The sequence below is a fragment of the Terrabacter carboxydivorans genome (assembly GCF_039532035.1).
Taxonomy (GTDB): domain Bacteria; phylum Actinomycetota; class Actinomycetes; order Actinomycetales; family Dermatophilaceae; genus Terrabacter; species Terrabacter carboxydivorans.
Window position 1 is genome coordinate 1 of sequence record NZ_BAAARE010000013.1, and the last position, 21,988, is coordinate 21,988.

At 71.6% G+C, this 21,988-nt stretch carries 21 protein-coding genes; 11 read left to right on the plus strand and 10 right to left on the minus strand.

Going from position 1 to position 21,988, the window contains the following annotated elements; genetic code table 11:
- Positions 1-174 precede the first annotated feature (174 nt).
- Both ABD297_RS14940 and ABD297_RS14945 read right to left on the minus strand, forming a co-directional pair.
- Positions 175-1,095, minus strand: coding sequence for a hypothetical protein (locus ABD297_RS14940; RefSeq protein ID WP_344255828.1), 921 nt, complete (start codon positions 1,093-1,095; stop codon positions 175-177).
- 225 nt (positions 1,096-1,320) lie between these two features.
- Positions 1,321-2,136 (minus strand): alpha/beta hydrolase family protein, encoded by an 816-nt coding sequence (locus ABD297_RS14945; RefSeq protein ID WP_344255829.1) that lies wholly within the window; start codon positions 2,134-2,136, stop codon positions 1,321-1,323.
- Between the two features lie 73 nt (positions 2,137-2,209).
- Between ABD297_RS14945 and sp36 the strand changes: the two genes are divergently transcribed.
- Genes sp36 through ABD297_RS14970 form a run of 5 tightly spaced genes read left to right on the plus strand, consistent with a single transcriptional unit; the run spans position 2,210 to position 5,209 of the window.
- On the plus strand, positions 2,210-2,365 hold the full coding sequence (gene sp36 / locus ABD297_RS14950; RefSeq protein WP_142179199.1) for a Sp36 family protein: 156 nt from the start codon (positions 2,210-2,212) through the stop codon (positions 2,363-2,365).
- Between the two features lie 14 nt (positions 2,366-2,379).
- Positions 2,380-2,844, plus strand: a complete 465-nt coding sequence (locus tag ABD297_RS14955) for a RidA family protein (protein WP_344255830.1) — start codon at positions 2,380-2,382, stop codon at positions 2,842-2,844.
- Between the two features lie 20 nt (positions 2,845-2,864).
- On the plus strand, positions 2,865-3,704 hold the full coding sequence (locus ABD297_RS14960; RefSeq protein ID WP_344255831.1) for an NUDIX hydrolase: 840 nt from the start codon (positions 2,865-2,867) through the stop codon (positions 3,702-3,704).
- A gap of 34 nt (positions 3,705-3,738) precedes the next feature.
- A complete protein-coding gene (locus ABD297_RS14965) occupies positions 3,739-4,536 on the plus strand; it encodes an MBL fold metallo-hydrolase (RefSeq protein WP_344255832.1) in 798 nt (265 codons plus the stop codon).
- Positions 4,537-4,543: 7 nt separating this feature from the next.
- Positions 4,544-5,209: a nucleoside/nucleotide kinase family protein gene (locus ABD297_RS14970; protein WP_344255833.1), complete on the plus strand. Its 666-nt coding sequence runs from the start codon at positions 4,544-4,546 to the stop codon at positions 5,207-5,209.
- A 62-nt stretch (positions 5,210-5,271) separates the two neighbouring features.
- Here the strand turns inward: ABD297_RS14970 and ABD297_RS14975 are convergent, their stop codons facing one another.
- The 3 genes from ABD297_RS14975 to gntA all read right to left on the minus strand — a co-directional run bounded on the left by ABD297_RS14975 (position 5,272) and on the right by gntA (position 7,579).
- Positions 5,272-5,949: a Crp/Fnr family transcriptional regulator gene (locus tag ABD297_RS14975; protein WP_030203573.1), complete on the minus strand. Its 678-nt coding sequence runs from the start codon at positions 5,947-5,949 to the stop codon at positions 5,272-5,274.
- Positions 5,950-6,027: 78 nt separating this feature from the next.
- A complete protein-coding gene (locus ABD297_RS14980) occupies positions 6,028-6,714 on the minus strand; it encodes a DUF1989 domain-containing protein (protein ID WP_344255834.1) in 687 nt (228 codons plus the stop codon).
- On the minus strand, positions 6,677-7,579 hold the full coding sequence (gene gntA / locus ABD297_RS14985; protein ID WP_344255835.1) for a guanitoxin biosynthesis heme-dependent pre-guanitoxin N-hydroxylase GntA: 903 nt from the start codon (positions 7,577-7,579) through the stop codon (positions 6,677-6,679). Before gntA ends, ABD297_RS14980 begins: the two co-directional genes overlap by 38 nt.
- A 179-nt stretch (positions 7,580-7,758) precedes the next feature.
- Here gntA and nth point away from each other — a divergent pair, with 179 nt between their 5' ends.
- The 4 genes from nth to ABD297_RS15005 all read left to right on the plus strand — a co-directional run bounded on the left by nth (position 7,759) and on the right by ABD297_RS15005 (position 11,559).
- Positions 7,759-8,418 carry an endonuclease III gene (gene nth / locus ABD297_RS14990; protein ID WP_344255962.1) on the plus strand — a complete coding sequence of 220 codons (660 nt, stop codon included), beginning with the start codon at positions 7,759-7,761 and terminating at the stop codon, positions 8,416-8,418.
- Positions 8,415-9,158 carry an NUDIX hydrolase gene (locus ABD297_RS14995; RefSeq protein WP_344255836.1) on the plus strand — a complete coding sequence of 248 codons (744 nt, stop codon included), beginning with the start codon at positions 8,415-8,417 and terminating at the stop codon, positions 9,156-9,158. Before nth ends, ABD297_RS14995 begins: the two co-directional genes overlap by 4 nt.
- Positions 9,155-10,357: a MarP family serine protease gene (locus tag ABD297_RS15000; protein WP_344255837.1), complete on the plus strand. Its 1,203-nt coding sequence runs from the start codon at positions 9,155-9,157 to the stop codon at positions 10,355-10,357. The genes ABD297_RS14995 and ABD297_RS15000 overlap by 4 nt, the downstream gene beginning before the upstream one ends.
- Positions 10,358-10,779: 422 nt before the next feature.
- Positions 10,780-11,559 (plus strand): GNAT family N-acetyltransferase, encoded by a 780-nt coding sequence (locus ABD297_RS15005; protein ID WP_344255838.1) that lies wholly within the window; start codon positions 10,780-10,782, stop codon positions 11,557-11,559.
- Between the two features lie 144 nt (positions 11,560-11,703).
- Here ABD297_RS15005 and ABD297_RS15010 read toward each other — a convergent pair whose 3' ends face one another.
- Genes ABD297_RS15010 through ABD297_RS15025 form a run of 4 tightly spaced genes read right to left on the minus strand, consistent with a single transcriptional unit; the run spans position 11,704 to position 15,248 of the window.
- On the minus strand, positions 11,704-12,093 hold the full coding sequence (locus tag ABD297_RS15010) for a universal stress protein (protein WP_344255839.1): 390 nt from the start codon (positions 12,091-12,093) through the stop codon (positions 11,704-11,706).
- Positions 12,090-13,634: a tripartite tricarboxylate transporter permease gene (locus ABD297_RS15015; RefSeq protein WP_344255840.1), complete on the minus strand. Its 1,545-nt coding sequence runs from the start codon at positions 13,632-13,634 to the stop codon at positions 12,090-12,092. The genes ABD297_RS15010 and ABD297_RS15015 overlap by 4 nt, the downstream gene beginning before the upstream one ends.
- Positions 13,634-14,179, minus strand: coding sequence for a tripartite tricarboxylate transporter TctB family protein (locus tag ABD297_RS15020; protein WP_344255841.1), 546 nt, complete (start codon positions 14,177-14,179; stop codon positions 13,634-13,636). Before ABD297_RS15020 ends, ABD297_RS15015 begins: the two co-directional genes overlap by 1 nt.
- Position 14,180: 1 nt before the next feature.
- A complete protein-coding gene (locus ABD297_RS15025) occupies positions 14,181-15,248 on the minus strand; it encodes a Bug family tripartite tricarboxylate transporter substrate binding protein (RefSeq protein WP_344255842.1) in 1,068 nt (355 codons plus the stop codon).
- A 100-nt stretch (positions 15,249-15,348) separates the two neighbouring features.
- On the opposite strand from ABD297_RS15025, the gene ABD297_RS15030 reads away from it, so the two are divergent.
- Together ABD297_RS15030 and ABD297_RS15035 are read left to right on the plus strand one after the other, a co-directional pair.
- On the plus strand, positions 15,349-17,046 hold the full coding sequence (locus ABD297_RS15030) for a sensor histidine kinase (RefSeq protein ID WP_344255843.1): 1,698 nt from the start codon (positions 15,349-15,351) through the stop codon (positions 17,044-17,046).
- Positions 17,043-17,717 carry a response regulator gene (locus tag ABD297_RS15035; RefSeq protein WP_344255844.1) on the plus strand — a complete coding sequence of 225 codons (675 nt, stop codon included), beginning with the start codon at positions 17,043-17,045 and terminating at the stop codon, positions 17,715-17,717. The genes ABD297_RS15030 and ABD297_RS15035 overlap by 4 nt, the downstream gene beginning before the upstream one ends.
- An 88-nt stretch (positions 17,718-17,805) precedes the next feature.
- Here the strand turns inward: ABD297_RS15035 and ABD297_RS15040 are convergent, their stop codons facing one another.
- Entirely contained in the window at positions 17,806-21,726 is a 3,921-nt protein-coding gene (locus ABD297_RS15040) for a S8 family serine peptidase (protein WP_344255845.1), read from the minus strand.
- Positions 21,727-21,988 lie beyond the last annotated feature (262 nt).

Sequence of the window (21,988 nt, forward strand, 5' to 3'; positions counted from 1 at the left end):
CACGTTCGCCTGGACCCCGAAACCCGCATCGACCACACGCCAGGCAATCGGACCTACCACCGAGTCACCAACCCTGACTGTCAGGCATGACCCTTCACCCTTGACAGGAATGTCCCTTCACAGGACATGACCGGGGTGGGTGTCGCTTTCACCTCGACCGGGTGTCCCTGGGTGTCACGCGGCGGCGCTCTCGAGCTGAGCGTGTCCCTGCGCGACCTGTGACATGAACTCGTCGGTGAAGACTCTCAGGCCGACGAGGTCGATCCGCAGGGCGCGGTCCCCCTTGAGCACGAGGGCGTTGGTGCGGAGGTTGTCCGTCGACACAGCCAGCGCACGGCGGTGCTGGACGCCGTCGATCTCGACCACGAGCCCGTTGCGCCAGCGGACGTCGAGGTAGACGCGGCCCCGGTCCGTGTGGACGACGACCTGCCGGTCCGGCTCAGGAAGTCCGCGCTCGCGACACAGGTGGGCGAAGTCGAGCTCGCCCAAGGACTGCACGCCGAGCGCGATGTCACGCACCACGTTCTTGACGAAGGCTCTGCGCCGCCTGCCCCGCAGGTGCTTGCCGGTCCGCAGCAGCTCCTCCGGCGAGGCCAGTCCCTGCTGGGCTGTCATCAGCAGGATGAGGGCGGCCTGCCGGTCGCTGACGGCCCAGTGAGCCGCCCGAATCGCCGCGACAGCAGGCCGCGTGCGCGGGATCCCCGTCTGGAGAACCTCGGCGGGCACGCGACGGATGACCTTGTGCGCAGTCACGCCGCTCGGCCAGGTGACTCTTGCCGTGTGGACGACGGAGCAGTGGATGGCTGGATCGTCATAGTGCTTCAGACCGGCGAGCTCCAACGCCGTCACCCCGTCGATGGCCGTCACGGCGGCCCCCACCTCCCATACGGCCCGCCACAGTGACTCCTCGCGGCTCAGCGGACGAGTGTGCACCGCTACCGTGACATCGCCGTGCACCACCCATCGTTCGGAGCGGACCTCGTATGCCACGTGGCGTCGCTCGATGCCGGCTGACCGGAGCATCGCCCGCGACACGACCCCGCCGTGGCGGTCGGCGAGCTCACGGGCGATCTGCCGACGTTCTGGACCCCTCACGTCTCCCAATGTCGCGGGCGTGACGGCCTCCAGCGAGCGGCATACGCGGGCCTGTGGATGGCGAGGCCGTGGCGGTCGGGGGTGTGGACGGCCTCGTTCGAGGTGATCCCGGCAGCAACGTCAGGTGCGCGATCACCTCGAACCAAGGATCCCCGACCGCCGTGTCGAGGTGATGTCGGCACCGACACCGCTCCCGGGATCACCTCGAACGGCGGGAAGAGGGGGCTAGAGGAGGGAGTGGACTGCCGCAAGGACTCGCTGGAAGGCGGGGGTGTCGGGGGTGATCACGGCGAAGTGGTCGGCGCCCTGCACGAGGTCCTCCGTCACGTCGGCGCCGGCGGCCTTCGCCTTCGCCACGTAGGCGTCGGCGACCTCCGGCGGCACGACGTCGTCGTCGGTGCCGTTGACCAGGCGCACCGGCACCTTCGGGGGCAGCGTCGACATCGGGTCGGCCGAGGTCCACGCGGCGGTTCCCGGTCCCGACCCGACGAAGTCACGCGTCGCGTCCGAGCCGAGGTGCAGCCGGTCCGCCGCGCCGAGGTCGACGACCCCGGCGAGCGAGACGACTCCGGCGATGCCGCGCTCGCGGGCCCACGGCTGCCCGGCGGCCCACGCGACGAGATGCCCACCGGCCGAGTGACCGACGAGGACCAGCGGCTTGGGCAGGTCGGGCTGGGCTGCCACCGACGCGAGGAGGTCGCGCACGTCGTCGAGGGTCCCGGGGACGCCACCACCCGGCATACCGGCTCGGCGGTACTCGGCCAGCACGACGTGGTAGCCGGCGCTCGCGAACGCAGCGGCCTCGGGCCGGGCGTGCTCGCGGTCGTACTCCGCATGCCAGAAGCCGCCGTGGACGACGACGACCGTGCCGGTGACGGCGGGGGCTCCGGCGGCCGGCTGCAGGACGTCGTAGACCTGCGCGGGATCGCTGCCGTAGGACCGGGTCGCCGCCGAGGCGCTCGCCGACGGGGACGCGTCAGCTGCCGCCTCCGGTGTCCCTGAAGGTGTCCCGGCGGGTGTCGCCGAAGCGCTGCTCGTCATGGGCGTCATCGTGCCACCGGCGTCGCCGACGCACCCCGAGAGGGCCGTGCTCGCACTGAGTAGGGTGAGGGCCATGACCCAGTGGGAATACCTCACCGCACCGCTTCTGATCCACAACACCAAGCAGATCCTCGACAACTTCGGGGCGGACGGGTGGGAGCTCGTCCAGATCGTCAACGGTCCCGACGGCACCAGCCTCGTCGCCTACTTCAAGCGTCCGAAGTCCTGAGGAGCCACCGCACCATGTCTGCAGTCGAAGACCGCCTGTCCGAGCTCGGCCTCACCGTACCCGAGGTCGTGCCGCCCGTCGCCGCCTACGTCCCCGTCGTCCGCGAGGGCGACCTCGTCTTCACCTCGGGCCAGCTGCCCATGGTCGACGGTGCCCTCGCCGCGACCGGCAAGGTCGGCGCCGAGGTCGACGCCGAGACCGCCAAGTCCCTCGCCGAGACGTGCGCCCTCAACGCGATCGCGGCCATCAAGTCCGAGATCGGTGACCTCGACACGGTGACCCGTGTCGTCAAGGTCGTCGGTTTCGTGGCCTCCGACCCGGGCTTCACCGGCCAGCCCGGGGTCATCAACGGCGCGAGCGAGCTGCTCGTCAAGGCTTTTGGTGACAAGGGAATTCATGCCCGTTCGGCCGTCGGTGTCGCTGCGCTCCCGCTGGACGCACCCGTCGAGGTCGAGGTCATCGTCTCCGTCGCCCGGTGACCGGGGACGGTGACGGACGCGTGAGCGGGACCAACCGGCGCTTCCCCCTCACGACGACGCCCGGCATCTCCGACGCGGCCTCCCGCTGGCTCGCGGGGGAGCGCTGGGACGAGGCGCCCCCGCGCCGCGCGAGCACGATGATGCTCGTGCGCGACGGCGCCACGGGGCCCGAGGTGTTCATGCTGCGGCGCGTCTCCGGGATGGAGTTCGCGCCGAGCATGATGGTCTTCCCCGGCGGTGGTGTCGACGAGCGGGACGGCGAGCTCGGGCTGCCCTGGGCCGGTCCCTCGCCGGCCGAGTGGGCCGAGCGCCTGGGCTGCTCGCCCGCCGAGGCGCAGATGTATGTCGCCGCCGCGGTCCGCGAGGTCTTCGAGGAGTGCGGGGTCCTGCTCGCCAGCCCCTCGGCGAGCGGCCCGCTGGTCATGGTCGACGGCCCCGAGTGGCGCGAGATCCGCGTGCGCCTCGTCGACCGACGTCTGTCGCTGGCGGACGTGCTGCACGACCGCGGCCTCGTCCTGCGCTCCGACCTCGTCGTCGCCAAGGCGCACTGGCTGACCCCGGTCTTCGAGCCGCGCCGCTACGACACGTGGTTCTTCGCCGCGCTCATGCCGCCCTTCCAGGTCGCCGACGGCGAGACCACCGAGGCCGACCACGCCGACTGGTTCGTCCCGTCGGACCTGCTGGAGGCGTATGCCGGGGGCTCGGCCCTCATGCTGCCGCCGACGGTCATGTGCGTGGAGGAGATTCGCGACGCCCCTTCTGCTGCAGCGGTGGTCGTGCACAGCGACTCCCTCCCGCTCATCATGCCGGAGGTCGTCGACGCCCCCGGTGGTGGCGCGATGGAGATCGTCGAGAGGTGAGGCTCATGCGTGTGGTGGGTGGGGTGAGCGGGCCGTGAAGGGCACCGCGGCGGATCCCGCCTGGCACGGTGGCGTGACGAGCGAGCGCGCCGAGTGCGTGCTGTGCCCCAACCCGTCGCCGATGACGCTCGACGGCACCAACACGTGGCTGCTCGCCGAGCCCGGCTCCGACGAGGTCGTCGTCGTCGACCCGGGGCCGCTCGACGAGGGGCACCTGCAGGCGGTGCTGAGGCGGGTCGAGGAGTCCGGTCGCCGGGTCGTGCTGACCCTGCTGACCCACGGGCACGACGACCACGCCGAGAGCGCCGACCGGTTCCACGAGCTGACTGGGGCGCCGGTGCGCGCCTTCGGCCGGGGCCACGACGACCTGTGGGCCGGCGAGACCATCCGCGTCGGCGGCCTCGAGATCCTGGCCACCCCGACACCCGGTCACACGAGCGACTCCTTCTCCTTCGTGCTCCCCGCCGACAACACGCTGCTGACCGGCGACACGATCCTCGGCCGCGGGACCACCGTCGTCGCGTGGCCCGACGGCAGCCTCGAGTCCTACCTCGCCTCGCTCGACCGCATCGAGGGGCTGACCCGGGCGGGCACCGTCACGCGCCTGCTCCCCGGGCACGGGCCGTTCGTCGCCGACGCGGCCGCGACGGTGACCTTCTACCTCCAGCACCGGGCGCAACGGCTCGACCAGGTGCGGGACGCGGTCGCCCGAGGTGCGCAGACGGCATACGCCGTCGTGGAGCAGGTGTATGCCGACGTGCCGCGCAGCGTGTGGCCGGCGGCCGAGCTGTCGGTACAGGCGCAGCTGGAGTACCTCCGCGAGCACGGATGAGCCGGCGATGACCCTCGGTCTCGACGCGCTCGTCACGGCGGCCGTGGCGCTTGTCGGGGAGCGGCGCCGGGTGGTCCTCGGCATCGCCGGGGCGCCGGGCGCGGGCAAGTCGACGCTCGCCGAGGCGCTCGTCGGGGCGGTTGCCGCCCGTGAGGGCGACGGGTGGGTCGCGCACGTGCCGATGGACGGCTTCCACCTCGCGGACGTGCAGCTCGAGCGGCTCGGGGCGCGCGGTCGCAAGGGGACGCCCGACACGTTCGACGCCGACGGCTACGCGCACCTGCTGGATCGTGTCGTCGACGAGCCGGACTCGTGGGTCTATGCGCCCGGCTTCGACCGGACGCTCGAGCAGCCCCTGGCCGCAGCCATGGTCGTACCTCCGTCGGCGCGGCTCGTCGTCACGGAGGGGAACTACCTGCTGCTGCCGGAGCCGCGCTGGGAGCGAGCCCGGGGCCGCCTGGCGGAGGTCTGGTTCGTCGCGGGCGACGAGGAGCTGCGTCGGTCACGGCTCGTCGCGCGGCACGTCACCTTCGGCAAGGAGCCGGAGGCGGCCGAGGCATGGGTGGCGCGCAACGACGACGCCAACGCGGCCGTGGTCGCGGCAGCGGCGGGGCGTGCCGACCGGGTCGTCGTCAACGGTCCGGACGGCTGGTCGTTCGGCGCTTTGAGGTAGGCACGCCGCCGAAACTGCGGCGGGTTCACCTCGAACGGGTGGGAGCCGGGGCGCGAAGGAGGTCAGCGGGCGCGGCGCTTGAGGCGCTCGACGTCCTGGAGCAGCACGGCGCGGGCCTCGAGGCGCAGCCAGCCGCGGGTGGCGAAGTCGGCGAGGGCCTTGTTGACGGTCTCGCGCGAGGCGCCGACGAGCTGCGCCAGCTCCTCCTGGGTGAGGTCGTGGCTGACCATGATGCCGCCCTCGACCGGCCGCCCGAAGCGCTCGGACAGGTCGAGCAGGGCCTTGGCGACGCGGCCGGGCACGTCGGTGAAGACGAGGTCGGCGAGGTGTGCGTTGGTGCGGCGCAGGCGCTGCGCGAGCGCGGCGAGCAGGGTCTTGGACACCTCGGGGCGGCCGGTGAGGATCGCCGTCAGCGACTCGTTGCCGAGACCGAGCAGCTGTGTCTCGGCGACGGCCGTGGCGGTCATGGTGCGGGGCCCCGGGTCGAAGAGGCTGAGCTCGCCGAACATCTCGCCCGGACCGAGGATCGCGACGAGGTTCTCGCGGCCGTCGGGGCTCGTGCGGCCGAGCTTGATCTTGCCCTCGGCGATGACGTACAGCGTGTCGCCGCGGTCGCCCTCGTGGAAGAGCACGTCGCCGCGCTCCATGTGCGACCGGCTCATCTCGGACTGCAGGGCGGAGGCCGCCTCGTCGTCCAGAGCCTTGAACAGGGGCGCACGCCTCACCACGTCGAGATCCACGGGGTCAGTGTGCCACGTCGCCCCGCCCGCCGCCCTGCCACCGCAGGGGTTTCAGGTATCGGGTCTCAGAAGCGGGTCTCAGTCGTCGATGCGGTAGTCGACCGGCTTGCACACGCCGTTGTTGGACTTCTCCGCCGAGCAGGCGGTCAGGCCCACGACGAGGTCGGCCTCGGCCCGCAGCACGAAGCGGTCCCCGGCCCGCGACGTCGGCGGGTCGATGTGCAGCTCGCCGTTCCGCTCGGCCCAGACGTTCATGAAGATGTTGAGCGTCGTCGAGATCCGGTCGGGCTCGACGCCGAAGCCGGCCATGTTGGTCGCGAGGTTCTCAAAGCAGCTCGGGTGGTAGGCGCCCTCGAACTCGGGGTAGAGCAGGTCGAAGGTCTGCTGCGAGCACGGCGTCAGCAGGATGTCGTGGTGCCCGCAGGTGTCCTCGACGACGGTCGCCATCGGCCGGCTGCGGTTGCTGTAGAGCACGCTCCCGGTCGTCACGGCGGTCGAGTTGGCGTAGTCGATGGTGCGGCCCGAGCTGAACCACTCGTCGCGGTCGTCGTCCATGACGGCGAAGAAGTCGCTGACCTGCTCGCCGGTCGGGTCGACGACCGTGAGCCGCTGTCCGGCGCGGAGCAGGAAGGCCGTGCCGGTCTGGGGGTCGAGCCGCGTCAGCGTCATCCCGTCACGGTAGTCGCCGGGCGGCTGCACGACCGGGCCGCCGGGGCCGAAGTGGCGGTCAGTCGTGCTGGGGCGTGCATCCTGCGAGATCGTCATTCGATTTCCCCTGGTGAGTGAAGGTGTGGCTGTCGATACGTGTGTTGGTGTGGAGGTCGCGGACGTCGGTGCCGGTGACCGGCTTGACCTCGAGCGGCGGCTCCCACCCGGCCGGGTGCTGGCGGCCGGAGTACTGCAGCGCCTCGGTGCTGTCGCCGTGGTCGGCGACCATCGGGTTGACGAAGCCCTGGAGGTTCTCGTCGCGCCGGCGGATCGTGGTGCGCATCCCGTCGAAGCGCCCCTCGGCGCGCAGCTCCTCGAACTGGCCGTGCGGGTTGAAGACCAGGGTCGGCAGCGGGGCGCGCCTCGCGACTCGCGAGGCGGCCGGGTGCAGCCCGACGATGAAGTAGGGGTTGCCGCCGGCGCTGAAGCCGAAGTGCGGGTCGTTGGGGTCCGAGCCGACGCCGTCGGCCCACGACTGGTCGTCCGCGTCGTGCAGGCGCTGCAGCAGGCCGAAGAGGGATGCCTCGAAGTCGGCCTCGGTCGTGGGCAGCGGGCCACGGAAGGTCGCGATGAACGAGTGGAAGCCGCTCTCGTCCTCGATGTCGTCGGCGAAGGCGCCGAGCCGCTCGAGCAGCCGGGAGGGCACGGTGGGGTCGTCCATGTCGTCGAGCACGACGTGGGCGACGCTGCCGCGGCGGAAGACGGACTTGGCGCCGAGGCAGGGGAACTCCGCGTGCGTGACCATGAGCTCCATCGCGCGGAGCACGTCGGCCTCGGGGGCGTGGGCGAGGTCCATCCGCCCGAGCAGGTCGAGGGTGGTCTCGAGCCCGTGGTGGCCCGGGTGGTCCTGGTGGCCGTCGGGAGCGTGCAGCCGAACGGTGTCGGCAGGCTCCGGTGCCTGGGTGCGCGTGTCCGTGGTCATGGCGGACTCCTCTCGTGCAGGCACGACGTACCCACCGCGGGTTTCCTTCTTGCGGAACCCTCGACAACGGGACCCGGAAGCGGGTGACAGCCCCGCGGCATACAGTGTCGTCCGTGTCCCCCCGAGCCCTCGTGGTCGCCGACGAGTCCCCCGTCTCGCGCACCCGCCGCGCCCGCAAGATGTACCGCTCCCTCCACGAGCGCTACCCGTACGCGCACTGTGAGCTGGACTTCTCGACCCCGCTCGAGCTGCTCGTCGCGACGATCCTGTCGGCGCAGACGACGGACGTCGGCGTCAACAAGGTGACGCCGATCGTCTTCGCGAAGTACCCGACGGCCGCCGACTACGCGAACGCCGACCGCACCGAGCTCGAGACGATCATCCAGCCGACCGGCTTCTACCGAGCCAAGACCGACTCGCTCATCAAGCTCGGTATCGCGCTCGTCGAGCGGTTCGACGGTGAGGTGCCCCCGCGCCTGAAGGACCTCGTGACCCTTCCCGGGGTCGGCCGCAAGACGGCGAACGTCGTGCTCGGCAACGCCTTCGACATCCCGGGAATCACGGTCGACACGCATTTCGGCCGCCTCGCGCGCCGCTTCGGCTGGACCGAGGAGGAGGACCCCGTCAAGGTCGAGCACGAGGTCGGGCGGCTCTTCATGCGCAAGGACTGGACGATGCTCAGCCACGTCGTGATCTTCCACGGCCGCCGCACCTGCCACGCGAAGAAGCCGGCGTGCGGGGCGTGCCCCGTCGCGCGCTGGTGCCCGAGCTACGGTGCGGGCGAGACCGACCCGGACAAGGCCGCGAAGCTGCTGAAGTACGAGCTGGCGCCGAAGTGACCGATGTCGTCAGCCGGATCGCGTATGCCGGCAGGTCGGGTTCCATCGACCCCTCCCCGTCGCTCGGGGCGGGGGCCGTCGCTCGCCCCGCGTGGATGGACGAGCTCGCCGTGCGGCTCGAGAGCGTTGCGCCGGAGTGGTTCTCGCGCTTCCTGCCCCCGGAGGAGGGCGGCCGGGAGTCGGCCGTGCTCATCCTCTTCGGGCCGCCTCCCGCGGGCGCCGAGGACGACGGCGACCACGTGGTCCTCATCGAGCGGTCGCACACGATGCGCACGCAGCCGGCCCAGATCGCCTTCCCCGGTGGCTCGCGCGACCCGGAGGACGACGACCTCGTCGCGACCGCGCTGCGCGAGGCCGAGGAGGAGACGGGCGTGGACCCGGCGGGCGTCGAGGTCGTCGCCCAGCTGCCCTCGCTGTTCCTCGCTCCGGCGCAGTTCGTCGTGGCTCCGGTGCTCGGCTGGTGGGCCCGGCCCTCGTCGATCGGGGTCCGTGACCCGGCCGAAGTGCACGACGTGCTCTCCGTGCCGGTCTCGCACCTCGTCGACCCGGCGACCCGCTTCTCGGTGACGCACCCCTCGGGCTACGTCGGGCCGGGCTTCGACCTCGACCACCTGCTCCTGTGGGGCTTCACCGCGGGGCTCATCAGCAGCGTGCTCGAGCTCGGTGGCCTCTCGCAGCCCTGGGACGCGGACGTCATGCGGCCGCTGCCCGAGCGCTACCTCGCCGGGAGGCGCGCATGACCGGCAGCGTCCTGCTCGACATCGCCCTGATCCTCCTCCTGCTCGCCTACGCCTTCTCGGGCTATCGGCAGGGTCTGATCCAGAGCGTCTCGTCGCTCGTCGGCTTCTTCGCGTTCGCGATGCTGGCCGTCTGGCAGCTGCCGGCGCTGCTGGCGCGCTGGCAGGCCGTGGCCGACGACGACCGCACGAGGGTGCTCGTGCTGCTCCTCGGCGTCGTCGTCTTCGGCTGGCTGGGGCAGTACCTCGGCAGCCTGCTCGGCTCGCGGATCAGGCGCCGCGTCGGCCAGACCTCGCTGCGCCGGGTCGACGCGGCGCTCGGTGCCGTCGTCGTGACGCTGGCGGCGAGCCTCATCATCTGGTTCATCGGCGGGGCGCTGCGCACGGCCGGCAACCCGTCCCTGTCCAAGGCCATGGCCGAGTCCAAGGTGCTCCAGGTCGTGAACTCGGTCGTGCCCGAGCAGACCGGTCAGGTCTTCGCCAGCTTCCGCGGCTTCCTGTCGAGCCAGGGCTTCCCGCAGGTCTTCGGCGGCCTCGCGCCCGAGCCGATCACGCCGGTGCAGGCACCCGACCCGGCCATCGCGCAGTCCCAGGCGATCCGCGCGGCCGGCCGCTCGGTCGTCAAGGTGACGACGCAGTCGCAGTCGTGCCAGAGAGGTCAGGAGGGCACCGGCTGGGTGCTCTCGCCCGGACGCATCGTCACCAACGCCCACGTCGTGGCCGGCGCCGACGAGGTGCGGGTCCAGGGCGGCGACCAGACCCTCCGGGCGCGCGTCGTCGTCTTCGACCCGCGTCGCGACCTCGCCGTGCTCAGCGTGCCGGGGCTCCTGCTGCCACCGCTGCCGCTCGGCGGCGAGCTGAAGCGGGGCGACTCGGCAGCCGTCCCGGGCTTCCCGCTCGACGGCCCCTACCAGGTGGTCTCGGCCCGCGTCCGCGCCCAGCTCGACGCCCGCGGCCTCGACATCTACGGCCGCGAGCGCGTCGTCCGCGAGATCTACTCCCTCGCCGCGAAGGTGCGGCCGGGCAACTCCGGCGGCCCGCTGCTCGACACGAACGGGCAGGTCGTCGGCGTCATCTTCGCCAAGTCGCTCGAGGACGACGCGACGGGCTACGCCCTGACGCTCGCCGAGGCCAAGCCGTTCCTCGACGAGGCAGCCGCGGCGGGCTCCGAGGTCGACACCGGCGCCTGCGTCGCCGGCTGAACCGTCGAGAGGCCACACTTCGCGGGTGTGGTCTCGTCGAGAGGCCACACTTCGCGGGTGCGGTCTCGTTGAGAGGCCAGACTTCGCGGGTGCGGTCTCGTTGAGAGGCCAGACTTCGCGGGTGTGGTCTAGGTCGAGAGGCCGATCGGCGTCGCAGACGTTGGCCTTTCGGCAGCGGCGGACCTGCAGACTTAGGCCTTTCGACTGCGGCGGACCCGCAGACTTTGGCCCTTCGACTGGGGCAGACCCGCAGACTTTGGCCCTTCGACGGTTGGGCGGGGGCCACTTGTGGCCTTTCGATGGTGTGGGAGGGGCCGTTCGTGGCCTTTCGACGGTGTGAGGGGGGCCGTTCGTGGCCTTTCGACGTGTCAGGGGTCGCAGACTTTGGCCTTTCGACGGGTGGGGTCGGGGATGATCCGGGGGTGCGCATCGACAGTCCCGGCCTCGTGACCGACCTCGACCTGCTCCGGCTCCAGGGCTCGACGGTGACCGACCACGGCGACCACCTCGTCGTGCGCACCGAGGCCAACCCGACCTTCTGGTGGGGCAACTTCGTGCTGGTGCAGGGTCTGCCTCGGCCGGACGAGGTCGCCCGTTGGGTCGCTCGCTTCGAGGCGGAACTGCCCGAGGCGCGGCACCGTGCCGTGGCCTTCGGCGCCGAGGGCGGCGACGCCGGAGGGTGGGCCGAGCGGGGTTGGGACGTCGAGGTCGACGTCGACCTCTCCACGACGTCGGTGCCGGTCTCCGGGGACGTGCCCGACGGCATGCGCGTGCGCAGGCTCGAGCACGACGACGACTGGGAGCAGTCCGCGCAGGTCGGCGGCTCCGACACCGTTGCAGGCGAGCGCGAGGACCGGCTCGTCTTCGAGCGGCGCCGGGTGGCTGCGCAGCGCGCGCTCGCGGACTCGGGTCGGGCCCGGTGGTTCGGTGCGTTCGACGGCGAGCGGCTCGTCGCGCGGCTCGGCATCGTGCGGCTGGGGGAGCTCGCCCGCTACCAGGACGTCGTCACGCTCGCGAGCCATCGCCGACTGGGCCTCGCCGCCGCCCTCGTGCGGGCGGCGGGTGCGTGGGCGTTCGAGGACCCCGCCGTCCGGCGCCTCGTCATCGTCGCCGAGGACGGCGGCCCGGCCATCGGGCTCTACCGGCGCGCGGGCTCTACTGAGGTCTCCCGCCACGTCGGCGTCTCCCGGCCTCCCGCCTGATCCGGGCCGCGGTTCGAGGTGATGACGCCGGCCGGGTGACGGGCGCCATCACCTCGAACGGGCAGGGGGCCGGGTGCGGGTCGAGGTGATGACGGCAGCATCGTGGCTGCCGTCATCACCTCGACCGGGCGTATGCCGGGTGGCTCAGTCCGCCTTGACGGCCAGGACCGGGCAGGCTGCGTCGAGCAGCAGCCGCTGCGCGGTCGAGCCGAGCAGCAGCTTGCCGACCGGGCTCCGGTGCCGGATGCCGATGACGAGCATCCGCGGGTGCTCGGCCTCGATGACCCCGATGATCTGGTCGGCCGGGTCGGTGCCGTGCTCGATGCGCCGCACCTCGTGGGCCACTCCCGACTCGGCGAGGTCGCGGTCGAGACGGTCCAGGGTCGAGCTCTCGGCACGGTGGGCGTCGACGAGCTTGTCGTCGCGCGACATGTTGATGACCAGCACCGACTCGTCGTGCGCCGTAGCCTCGCCGATCGCGGCGGCGAGGGCGGCCTCGCCCTGCGGCGTGGGGATGTAGCCGAGGAGGATCATGCCGCCACCTTGTCCTTGAGCTCGGCCATGAGTCCCTCGCCCGGGCCGCCGTTGCCGCCGCGGGCCTTGCGGATCGCCCGGGCGATGAGCGGCCACAGGATGGTGAGCGCGATGATGCCGTAGCAGACCCAGGCCACCGGACCGCCCAGCAGGCCGCTGACCTCGCCGTGCGAGAGCTGCAGCGAGCGGCGCAGGTGCAGCTCGGCGATCGGGGCCAGGATGACGCCGATGATGAGCGGGAGCACGGGCAGACCGAACCTGCGGATCGCAAAGCCCACCAGGCCGATGCCCAGCAGCAGGTAGAGGTCGAAGGCCTGGCCGTTGACGGCCCACGCACCCATCGTCGCGAAGAAGAGGATGCCCGCGTAGAGGTAGGGCCGAGGGATCTGGAGCAGCTTGGCCCACAGCGGCGCCATCGGCAGGTTGAGCAGCAGCAGCAGCGTGTTGCCGACGAAGAGGCTGGCGACGAGCGTCCACACGAGAACCGGTTGCTTCTCGATGAGCAGCGGGCCTGGCTCGAGGCCCCGGCCCTGAAGGAAGGTGAGGATGATCGCGGCGGTGGCGTTGGTCGGCAGGCCGATCGCGAGCAGCGGCACCAGCGTGCCGGCGGCGGACGCGTTGTTAGCGGCCTCCGGCCCGGCAACGCCCTCGATGGCGCCGTGGCCGAACTCCTCGGGGTGCTTGGTCAGCTTGCGCTCGGCCACGTAGGACAGGAACGTCGGGACCTCTGCGCCGCCGGCGGGGATGGCGCCGAACGGGAACCCGAGGGCGGTGCCGCGCAGCCACGGCTTCCACGAGCGCTTCCAGTCCTCGCGCCCCATCCACGGCTGGCCCACCGGGATGACGCCCCCGGCCTTGCGCCGGAGGTGGGCGGCGACCCACAGGGCCTCGCCGACGGCGAAGAGCCCGACGGCGACGACGACGATGTCGATGCCGTCCGCGAGCTGCGGGATGCCGAAGGTCATGCGCTGCTGGCCGGTGACCTTGTCGATGCCGATGACGCCGATGGACAGGCCGACGAGCAGGGCGGCGAACCCGCGAAGCCGGGAACTCCCGAGCACCATGCTCGCGCCGACGAAGGCCAGCAGGATGATGGCGAAGTACTCGGGTGAGCCGAGCTGGACGGCGAACGCGACGACCTGTGGCATGACGAGCACGAGCAGAGCCGTGGCGATGGTGCCGGCGACGAAGGAGCCGATGGCCGCGGTGGCGAGAGCCTGGGCAGCGCGTCCGGCCTTGGCCATCTTGTTGCCCTCGAGGGCGGTGACGACCGACGAGGACTCGCCAGGCGTGTTGAGCAGGATCGAGGTCGTCGACCCGCCGTACATGCCGCCGTAGAAGATGCCGGCGAACATGATGAGCGCCTGGGTCGTGTCGAGCGCGAAGGTGATCGGCAGCAGGAGTGCCACGGTCATGGCCGGGCCGATGCCGGGCAGCACGCCGACGGCGGTGCCGACGACGACGCCGATGAAGGCGAAGAGCAGGTTCAGCGGCGTCAGGACGTTGACGAACCCGTCGAGCAGGTGGTTGAGGTTGTCCATCAGAGGATTCCTTGGAGGATGCCGGCGGGCAGGTTGACCCCGAGCCCGATGGCGAACGCGTAGAAGGTGGCGAGGGAGATCGCGAGCCCCACGAGAAGGCCACGGATGACGTGGCGGTTGCCGAGCGCATACGCACTGCCCGAGAACAGCAGCGTGCCGGCGATGACCCAGCCGAGCGGCTCCATGAAGGCGGCGCTCGCGGCGAAGATGACGACGAGCAGCCCGACGGTCTTCCAGTCGGCCTTCGCGCTGAGGTCGACGTCCTCGCCCTCGTCGGCGGCCCCGACCCCGCCGCGGTGGATGTCGACGGCGTAGAAGACGGAGGTGATGAGGAGCAGGATCCCGAGGACGGTGGGGATGACCTTCGGGCCGAGCGAGTCGTTGGTGCTCGCCACGGGGGCGAGCTGGGCCGAGTTGACGAGCAGGATGATGCCGAGGCCGGCGAGGGCCGCGCACATGCCGTACTGCGCGCGGTCCCCGCCCTGTGTCTCGACGTCCTGGGCCGCGGTGTCGGTGTGCGTGCGGTCAGGGGTCGTGTCGGACATGTCAGCTCGTCAGCCCAAGGCCCTTGAGGATGTCGGCGACGTCCTGGTCCTGCGCCTTGAGGAAGGTGCCGAACTGGTCGCCGGTCTCGAAGGCGTCGGTCCAGCCGCGCTTCTCGAGCTCGGCCTTCCAGGCGTCGGAGCCGTGCATCTTGGTCAGCGCGTCGACCCAGACCTGCTTGTCGCCGGCCGAGATCTCCGGCGGGGCGACGATGCCGCGCCAGTTGGTGAAGGTGAAGTCGATGCCGGACTCCTTGACGGTGGGCACGTCGGGCAGGGCGTCGATGCGCTTGTCGCTCGTGACGGCGAGGACCCGCACCGAGCCGGACTTGACCTGCTCGAGGAACTCGCCGAACCCGCTCGCGCCGAAGGCGATCTTGTTGCCGAGGATCGCGGGGAGCAGCTCGCCGCCACCGTCGTAGGAGATGTAGGACACCTTGGTCGGGTCGATGCCGACCGCCTTGGCGAGCTGCATCGGCAGGAGGTGGTCGGGACCGCCGGGGCTGGAGCCGCCGCCGACGTTGATCTTCGAGGGGTCCTTCTTCCACGCGTCGACGAGGCTCTTCAGGTCCTTGTACGGCGAGTCCTTGGAGACGACGATCGCGCCGGCCTCCTCGATGAGCTTGGCGATCGGGGTGGTGTCGTTGAGTGTGGCCTTGCTCTTCTGCGTGTAGGCGGCGCCGACGACGCCGAGGCCCATCTGCATGGCCAGCTTGCCGTTGCCCTTCTCGTTGACGACCCGCTGGAGGCCGACGGTGCCGCCGGCACCGGGCAGGTTGAAGACCTGCACCGAGCCCGTGACCTTCTGGTTCTCCATGACCTGCGCCACGGTGCGGGCGGTGGTGTCGTAGCCGCCACCGGGGCTGTTGGGGACCATGATCTGCAGGCCCGTCGCGGGACCGGCGGCCGCACCGGTGGCGGCGTCGTCCTTCTTGGCGGTGGCTCCGCACGCCGACAGGGCGAGGCTCCCGGCGGCAGCCAGGGCGACGAGGGCGCCGATGCGGCGGCTGCGGGTGGGGCGGGGGCTTCGGGTGCCGGGCGTGCCGGGACGGGCAGTGTGGTGAGTGCTCATCGTTGAGATCTCTTTCGCGTTCTTGGGCTGGAACGGCATGATCGTGCCCGCGTCCCGGAGCGGTGTCGCCGTTGTGTCACCAATGAAGGTTGAGTTCGTTGTGGTCAAGCAGAGCAGGCGCCGTTTCGGCCGATGGTTCGGCGGGCTGACCCTCACGGGGCAGCTGTTCGCCGTGCAGCTTCTCATTCTGCTCGGCGTGCTCGTGTCGGTCGCCCTCGTCTCGCTGTCGCAGTCGGAAGCGACGTTCACCCGCACGGAGGGGCGCCGGGTGTCGGCCGTCGCCGAGCAGCTGGCGAGCACGCCGATCGTGCGGACCGAGATGTCGCCCGGTGGGGTGCCGAACGTGCTGCCGAGCCTGGTGCAGACGATCGTGACGCAGTACAACATCACGTCGATGAGCGTCGCTGACCCGGCCGAGGTCGTACGCGTGTCGTCGGACCCGACGCTCGAGCGGGCGCCGATGCCTCTCGGGTCGCGGGCGGTGGCCGACGGGGCGAGCTGGACGGGCGTCATGGAGCTCGGCGGCGAGCGGATGATCGTCGCGCAGAGCCCGCTGCTCTCGGTGCCCGACCCGAGGGTCAAGGAGCCGCAGCTGCCCGTGGGCACGCAGCTCGGCACCGTGATGATCGCCGTGCGTATGCCGTCAGCCTGGGATCGCCTGCTCGGCAACTCCTCGTACCTCCCGACCTATCTCGGCATCGCCCTGGTGCTCGGCGGCGTCGGTTCGTGGCTGCTCGCGCGACGGATCAAGCGGCAGACCCTGGGGCTCGAGCCGGCGGAGATCACCGGGCTCGCCGAGAGCCGTGAGGCGATGCTCTTCGGGCTGGCCGAGGGCGTCGTTGCGCTGGACACGAACGAGCGGATCACCCTGGTCAACAACGTCGCCCACCGGCTGCTCGACCTCCCGGAGCACGCGGTGGGGATGCGCCTCGACGACCTGTCGATCGGCCCGCGTCTGCGCGACGTGCTGCGGGGTGTCACTGACGACGCGGCCGAGGGCGTGCAGCGCGACCAGGTGGTGCTGCGCCGCGGACGGGTGCTCGTCATGAACCGCATGGAGGTCGCCAAGGACGGTCGCCCGCTCGGGTCGGTGACGACGCTGCGCGACCGGACCGAGCTCGCCGACCTCGAGCGCGAGATCGGCTCGTTCCGCAGCACGACCGAGCTGCTGCGGGCCCAGGCGCACGAGTTCGCCAACCAGCTGCACACCATCTCGGGTCTCATCCAGCTCGGGGAGTACGACGAGGTCGTCGGCTACGTCGACTCGGTGAGCGAGCACCGGGCGCAGCTCGACCTCACCGTCTCCCGGCGCATCCGCGACACGGCGGTGACGGCGCTCGTCATGGCCAAGGCCGCGCAGGCCACCGAGCGCCGGGTCGAGCTGCGGGTCTCGGACGACACGTCGCTGGGACGCATCGGGGCGCGCGACTCCGCCGACGTCGCCGCGGTGGTCGGCAACCTCGTCGACAACGCCATCGACGCCGCGGCCTCGTCCGAGGGTGACGACAAGTGGGTGGAGCTGACGATCCGCCAGGACGCGAGCTCGCTCGAGGTGAGCGTCGTCGACTCCGGGCCCGGAATCGCCCCCGAGGTGGTCACCGAGGTGTTCACCCACGGCTACACGACCAAGGCGGCCCGCGCGGGGGAGCGAGGCATCGGGCTGGCGCTGACGCGGCTGATCTGCCAGCGTCGGGGCGGCGAGGTCGAGGTGGAGAGCACCCCGACGGGCGCGACGTTCGTCGCCCGCCTCACCGTCGAGGCGGTGCCCGTCCCGGCGAGCGAGGAGGAGAGGCGATGACCAGGGTGCTCGTCGTCGACGACGACTTCATGGTGGCCCGCATCCACCGGGGCTTCGTCGAGCGCGTCGACGGCTTCGAGGTGGTCGGCACCGCCCGCACCGGCGCCGAGGCCCTCGACCTCGTGGGGTCCCTGCGGCCAGACCTCGTGCTCCTCGACCTCTACCTCCCCGACGCGTTCGGGCTCGACGTCGTGACGCGGCTGCGGGCCGCGGGTGAGACGTGCGACGTGCTCGTCATCACCGCCGCCAAGGAGGCCGACGCCGTCCGCGCGGCCGTGCGCCAGGGCGTCGTGGGCTACCTGCTCAAGCCGTTCGCCTACGCCGACCTCGAGCAGCGCCTGCTGACGTATGCCGCCGAGCGGGCCCGCGACCTCGGTGACGACCTGACGCAGGCGGAGATCGATGCCGCCTTCACGTCGGCGCAGCCGGTCGGGCGGGGACCCGTCGCGGTGCTGCCGAAGGGGCTCAGTGCCGAGACCGCCGAGTCTGTGGAGGGTGCGCTGCGAGCGGCCGACGAGACGCTCTCGGCGACGGAATGCGCTGAGGTCGTGGGGATCTCGCGCGTCAGCGCTCGCCGCTACCTCGAGCACTTCGTCTCGACCGGGCAGGCGGAGGTCAAGCTGCGCTACGGCTCGACCGGCCGGCCGGAGCGCCGCTACGGGCGGCTCTGACGACTCTGACTGCTCTGACCCTCCGCGTTTCGATGTATTCCGCGGTCACCTGTGACCGCGGAATACATCGAAGCGGCAGCGGACGGCATCAGGTGACCTTGACGGCGCGACTCGGGCCGTAGGACGCCAGGTGGTCGGCGTCGGCGGCCTTGTAGACGCGGTAGGTGAAGGTGCCTCGCGCGGAGGGCTTGATGGCGAAGGAGTACGCGCTCGTCGAGGTCAGCACCGTGCTCGTCACGGTCGTCCACCTCCCGCTGCCGGCATACCGCTGGAGGTAGACCCTCTGGCCGGCGTGCGAGGGCGAGACCGACCCGTACAGGGAGAACGAACCGCCCAGCGGCAGGGAGGTCCGGCTCGCGGTGCTCGTGACAGCCGTCCTGAGGCCGACGCGGACCACCGAGCTGCTCGAGCCGACGAAGCCGGTGGAGCCGCGGTAGGTCCACAGGTACTCGACGGACGTGGACGGCTTGTGCGTGAAGGACACGGTGCCGGTCGAGCTCGACGTGCGGGTCGTCAGCAGGTTCCACGTCGTCGTGCCGACCTTGCGCCAGCTGAGCTGGACCGGGACTCCGGCGATGGCGGCGCCGGTGTCGCGCCGCGTCAGCCTGCTGGTCAGCGTCGCCGAGCCGCCGTACGTCAGTGACGTGACGTTGGACGACATCGTCTCGGCGGTCCCGACGAGCGTCCGCGTGGATGCTGCGCTGAGCGTGCCGGTCCGGTCCTGGGCCCAGATCCTGAAGCTGTAGGTCGAGCCCTGGACGAGGTTCGGGACGGTGACGCTCGTGCCGGTGCCGGAGTAGACCCCGGTGCCCGTGGTGGGGCTGGCGGGCGGGGTCGTCCCCGCGGCCATCCGGACGACGTAGCGGTCGAGGTCGGTGATCGCCGGTGCCGTCCATGCCAGCGCGGCCGCCCGCACGCCTCCGGTGGCCGTGAACGAGCCCACGGCGGGCGGCGCGACGTCGACCGTCTGGAAGGTGGAGGAGTATGCCGTGCCCATCGTCGCGCCGGACGTGTCGGTCACGCCGGAGACCGTGAGCCGGTAGGGCGCGTTGTCGTGGAGCGGCGTCGAGGGCGAGATCGTCGCGGTGCGCGTGCCCCCGTCGTAGGTGACGGCGGCCGGCACCGGCGCTCCGGTGCGGCCGTCGAGCAGGCTGACCGTGGAGGCACTGACGCTGGCCGGCGCGACGTCGCGCGCGAAGCTGACGGACGGCGCCGCGGACAGCGACACGCGCTGGGCGAAGTCAGGAACCGAGGTGGCCCGGACCCAGGACCGTTCCCCACCCGGAGTGGCGCCGCCTGCGTTGCGCAGGACGTCGACGCCGTCACTCGTGCCGACGACGACGTCGCGCCGGCCGTCCTGGGTGACGTCCTCGAGAGCGAGCGACGTCACGGTGTTGCCGGAGCCCTGGGTCGTGTACGACGTGCTGGCGGGGGCGAGCGTGCCGTCCGCCTGCTGCTCGAAGAGGCTGAGGAAGTTGTAGCCGAGGTGGACCGTGACGAGGTCCTGGAGACCGTCGCCGTTCATGTCGGCGGCCTCGAGCGGGGTGGGGGAGTTGTTCAGCGGTGCGACGGTGGGGGCGGCCAGGTCACCGCCGTCGGTCTGCCTCCAGACGGCCAGCCCCGCCGCCGGGGCGTTCGTGCCGTAGACGGCGGAGAGGTCGGCGCGGCCGTCCCCGGTCACGTCGGCGATCTCGATCCCGGCGGCGTAGGAGTTGGCGGCGGGCATGCTGAGGGTGGTCTCCGTCCAGCCGTCGGCCCGGTGGTGGAGGACCCGGACACCAGTGGTGCCGACGACGGCCAGGTCGGGCCGGGAGTCGCCGTCGAGGTCGCCGACCCGGAGCTGCGTGCCGCCCGTGCCCGAGACAGCGGTCCGCTGCCAGGCGCCCTGGGCGTCCCGGCTGAGGACGGCCACGTCCGAGGCCGTCGAGACCGCGAGGTCGGGCTTGCCGTCGAGGTCGAGGTCCGCGACCTCGACGGCGTTCGCGCCGGTGGTGCCCGCGATGGTGACCGGGGGGTCCAGCGTGCCGGCGGCGTTGCCGGCGAACACCTGGACACCGACCGCGGTGGCGGCGAGGACGTCGTTGTGGCCGTCGCGGTCGAGATCGGTGACCACGAGGTTCCTGACCAGGGACGAGTCGACGGTCTGCAGGCCCTGGGGCGTTCCCCAGGTGCCGTCGTTCTGCCGTGGCACCACGTAGAGCTGGTTGGCGAAGGCCGGTGACCCCACCCAGGAGCCCCCGGCGATGATGTCCGGCAGCCCGTCGCCGGTCACGTCGCCGACGGCCACCGGGCCCGTGCCGCCGGTGGGGACCGGCACCTGCACCGCCGGGTCGAAGTGGCCGGCGCCGGTGTCGGTGACGTGCAGGTCGTAGGCGCGGGGGTCACGGGCGCCGTTGTAGTTGCGGACGGTGACGTAGTACGTCCCCGGGCCGGTCATGAAGGTGAGGGACTCGCTCTCGCCGGCCGCCCCGGCATCCGCCGTCCCGATGAGGGCGAGATCCGCGTTGTAGACGGACAGGACCAGGTCGAGGTTCTGCGGGCTGTCCGGGTTGTAGGAGGACGGGTTGACCCGGACCTGCACGGCGCGCGTCGAGGTCGACGTGAACGTGTACCAGTCGACGTCACCTTCGACGTCCAGGGTGCCGTACGTGCCGTAGCTGAAGTCCGTGAACGGGGTCGCCCGCGCCGGGACGTCGTTGGGCTCTCCGGCTCCGGGAGCGGGTTGCGTGAAGTCGGGGGCCCAGCCGCCGCCGAGGGCGTTGGTGGCATCCACGACCCCAGCGCCGTAGTAGGGGTCGACGCCGCGTGGCCCGGCGTCGCGGGCCGTGGACCTGAGTCGAGCGAGCACCTGCGCCGGGGTCAGCGTCGGCGACTGCGTGCGGATGAGCGCGACGACGCCTGCGACGATCGGCGCCGAGAACGAGGTGCCGTCGCCGTAGGCGTAGTTGTCGTTGCCGGTGGCGTCGGCGACCGTCGTGGAGAGGATGCCCCAGCCGGGCGCTGTGACGTCGACCCACGGGCCGTAGCTGCTGAAGTCGGTCAGGCCTCCGGAGGTGTCCGTCGCACCGACGGCCACCGCCTCGGGGTAGGCGGCGGGGTACTGCGGCACGTCGTCGCCCCAGTTGCCTGCGGCGACGACGACGACGGCACCGTGCGCGACGGCGTTGGTGACCGCCGCGTGCAGGACGGGGCTGTCCGCGTCGCCACCGAGCGAGAGGTTGAGGATCTTCGCGCCCTGCGACACGGCCCAGTTGATGCCCTCGACGACGTCCGAGTCGGCCCCGGCGCCGTTCGCGTCCAGCACCTTGACCGGCATGACCTTCGCGGTCCAGGCCACTCCGGCGATGCCCTCACCGTTGTCGGTGCCGGCGGCGATGATCCCCGAGACCATCGAGCCGTGGCCGTTGTCGTCACTCGCGGCGCCGGCGGGGATCGGGGCGTTGGTGATGGCGTTGTAGCCGGCGACGGTGCGCCCGAGGAGGTCCGGGTGCGTGCCGTCGACGCCGGTGTCGATGACGGCGACGACCTGGTTGAGGGAGCCCTTCGAGCGGTCCCATGCGGTGGGGACGCGGACTGTCTTGAGGTAGTCCTGGTCGTAGGCGAAGGCCGGGTCGTTCGGCGTGGCGGACGCCTGGCGCACGTAGTCGAGGGTGACCTCGGCGACGGACGGGTCTGCCCCGAGGCGGCTCGCCAGCTCGTCAGCCGAGCCGTTCGTGTGGACGCGGACGAAGCCGGTCCCCGGCAGTGCTGCGCCGGCGTGTCCGCCTCGGCTGCTCAGGGCCCTGTCGCGCGTGGTCGCGGCGGCCGTGGGCCTGAACTTCACCAGCACCGTGTGTGGGTCGTGCGCGCGGGTGTGCGTGCCGCGGGCCGGACGAGGCAGGTGCTTGGCCGCGACCTTCTTCGCCGACGGGGTCGGTGCTGCGGTGGCGGTGGAGGAGGTGACGAGAGCCGTGACGGGTGCGACGAGCGCAAGAGCCAGGGCCGCGGCGACAGGCCGACGACTGAGCATGGAGAAGCCCCTGTGAGAAGTGGAAGTGCGCGCATCATCGCAGGCCGATGTGCGCCGTATGCCTCACTTGCGTCCTTCTCATGCAACTCCCAGCCAGCAGGCCTCGTCAGCGACGACAGGTCGAGGCGCGCACCCGGCATACGACAGAGGGCTTCCGGGGAAAGGTGCGGCCCACCGACCACAGGGGAAAGTCGGTGGGCCGCTGCGGTCGGCCGACCACAGGGGAAGGTCGGCGGACCGCGTTCAGGCACCCTGGGGGTGC

Bases quoted from the DNA above. Each gene is read 5' to 3' on its own strand.
- ABD297_RS14980 (WP_344255834.1), bottom strand. From the start codon at position 6,714: ATGACGATCTCGCAGGATGCACGCCCCAGCACGACTGACCGCCACTTC.
- sp36 (WP_142179199.1), top strand. From the start codon at position 2,210: ATGACCCAGTGGGAATACCTCACCGCACCGCTTCTGATCCACAACACC.
- ABD297_RS14945 (WP_344255829.1), bottom strand. From the start codon at position 2,136: ATGACGAGCAGCGCTTCGGCGACACCCGCCGGGACACCTTCAGGGACA.
- ABD297_RS14970 (WP_344255833.1), top strand. From the start codon at position 4,544: ATGACCCTCGGTCTCGACGCGCTCGTCACGGCGGCCGTGGCGCTTGTC.
- ABD297_RS15015 (WP_344255840.1), bottom strand. From the start codon at position 13,634: ATGGACAACCTCAACCACCTGCTCGACGGGTTCGTCAACGTCCTGACG.
- ABD297_RS14955 (WP_344255830.1), top strand. From the start codon at position 2,380: ATGTCTGCAGTCGAAGACCGCCTGTCCGAGCTCGGCCTCACCGTACCC.
- ABD297_RS15010 (WP_344255839.1), bottom strand. From the start codon at position 12,093: ATGATCCTCCTCGGCTACATCCCCACGCCGCAGGGCGAGGCCGCCCTC.
- nth (WP_344255962.1), top strand. From the start codon at position 7,759: ATGTACCGCTCCCTCCACGAGCGCTACCCGTACGCGCACTGTGAGCTG.
- ABD297_RS15025 (WP_344255842.1), bottom strand. From the start codon at position 15,248: ATGAGCACTCACCACACTGCCCGTCCCGGCACGCCCGGCACCCGAAGC.
- ABD297_RS15020 (WP_344255841.1), bottom strand. From the start codon at position 14,179: ATGTCCGACACGACCCCTGACCGCACGCACACCGACACCGCGGCCCAG.
- ABD297_RS15035 (WP_344255844.1), top strand. From the start codon at position 17,043: ATGACCAGGGTGCTCGTCGTCGACGACGACTTCATGGTGGCCCGCATC.
- ABD297_RS15000 (WP_344255837.1), top strand. From the start codon at position 9,155: ATGACCGGCAGCGTCCTGCTCGACATCGCCCTGATCCTCCTCCTGCTC.
- gntA (WP_344255835.1), bottom strand. From the start codon at position 7,579: ATGACCACGGACACGCGCACCCAGGCACCGGAGCCTGCCGACACCGTT.
- ABD297_RS15040 (WP_344255845.1), bottom strand. From the start codon at position 21,726: ATGCTCAGTCGTCGGCCTGTCGCCGCGGCCCTGGCTCTTGCGCTCGTC.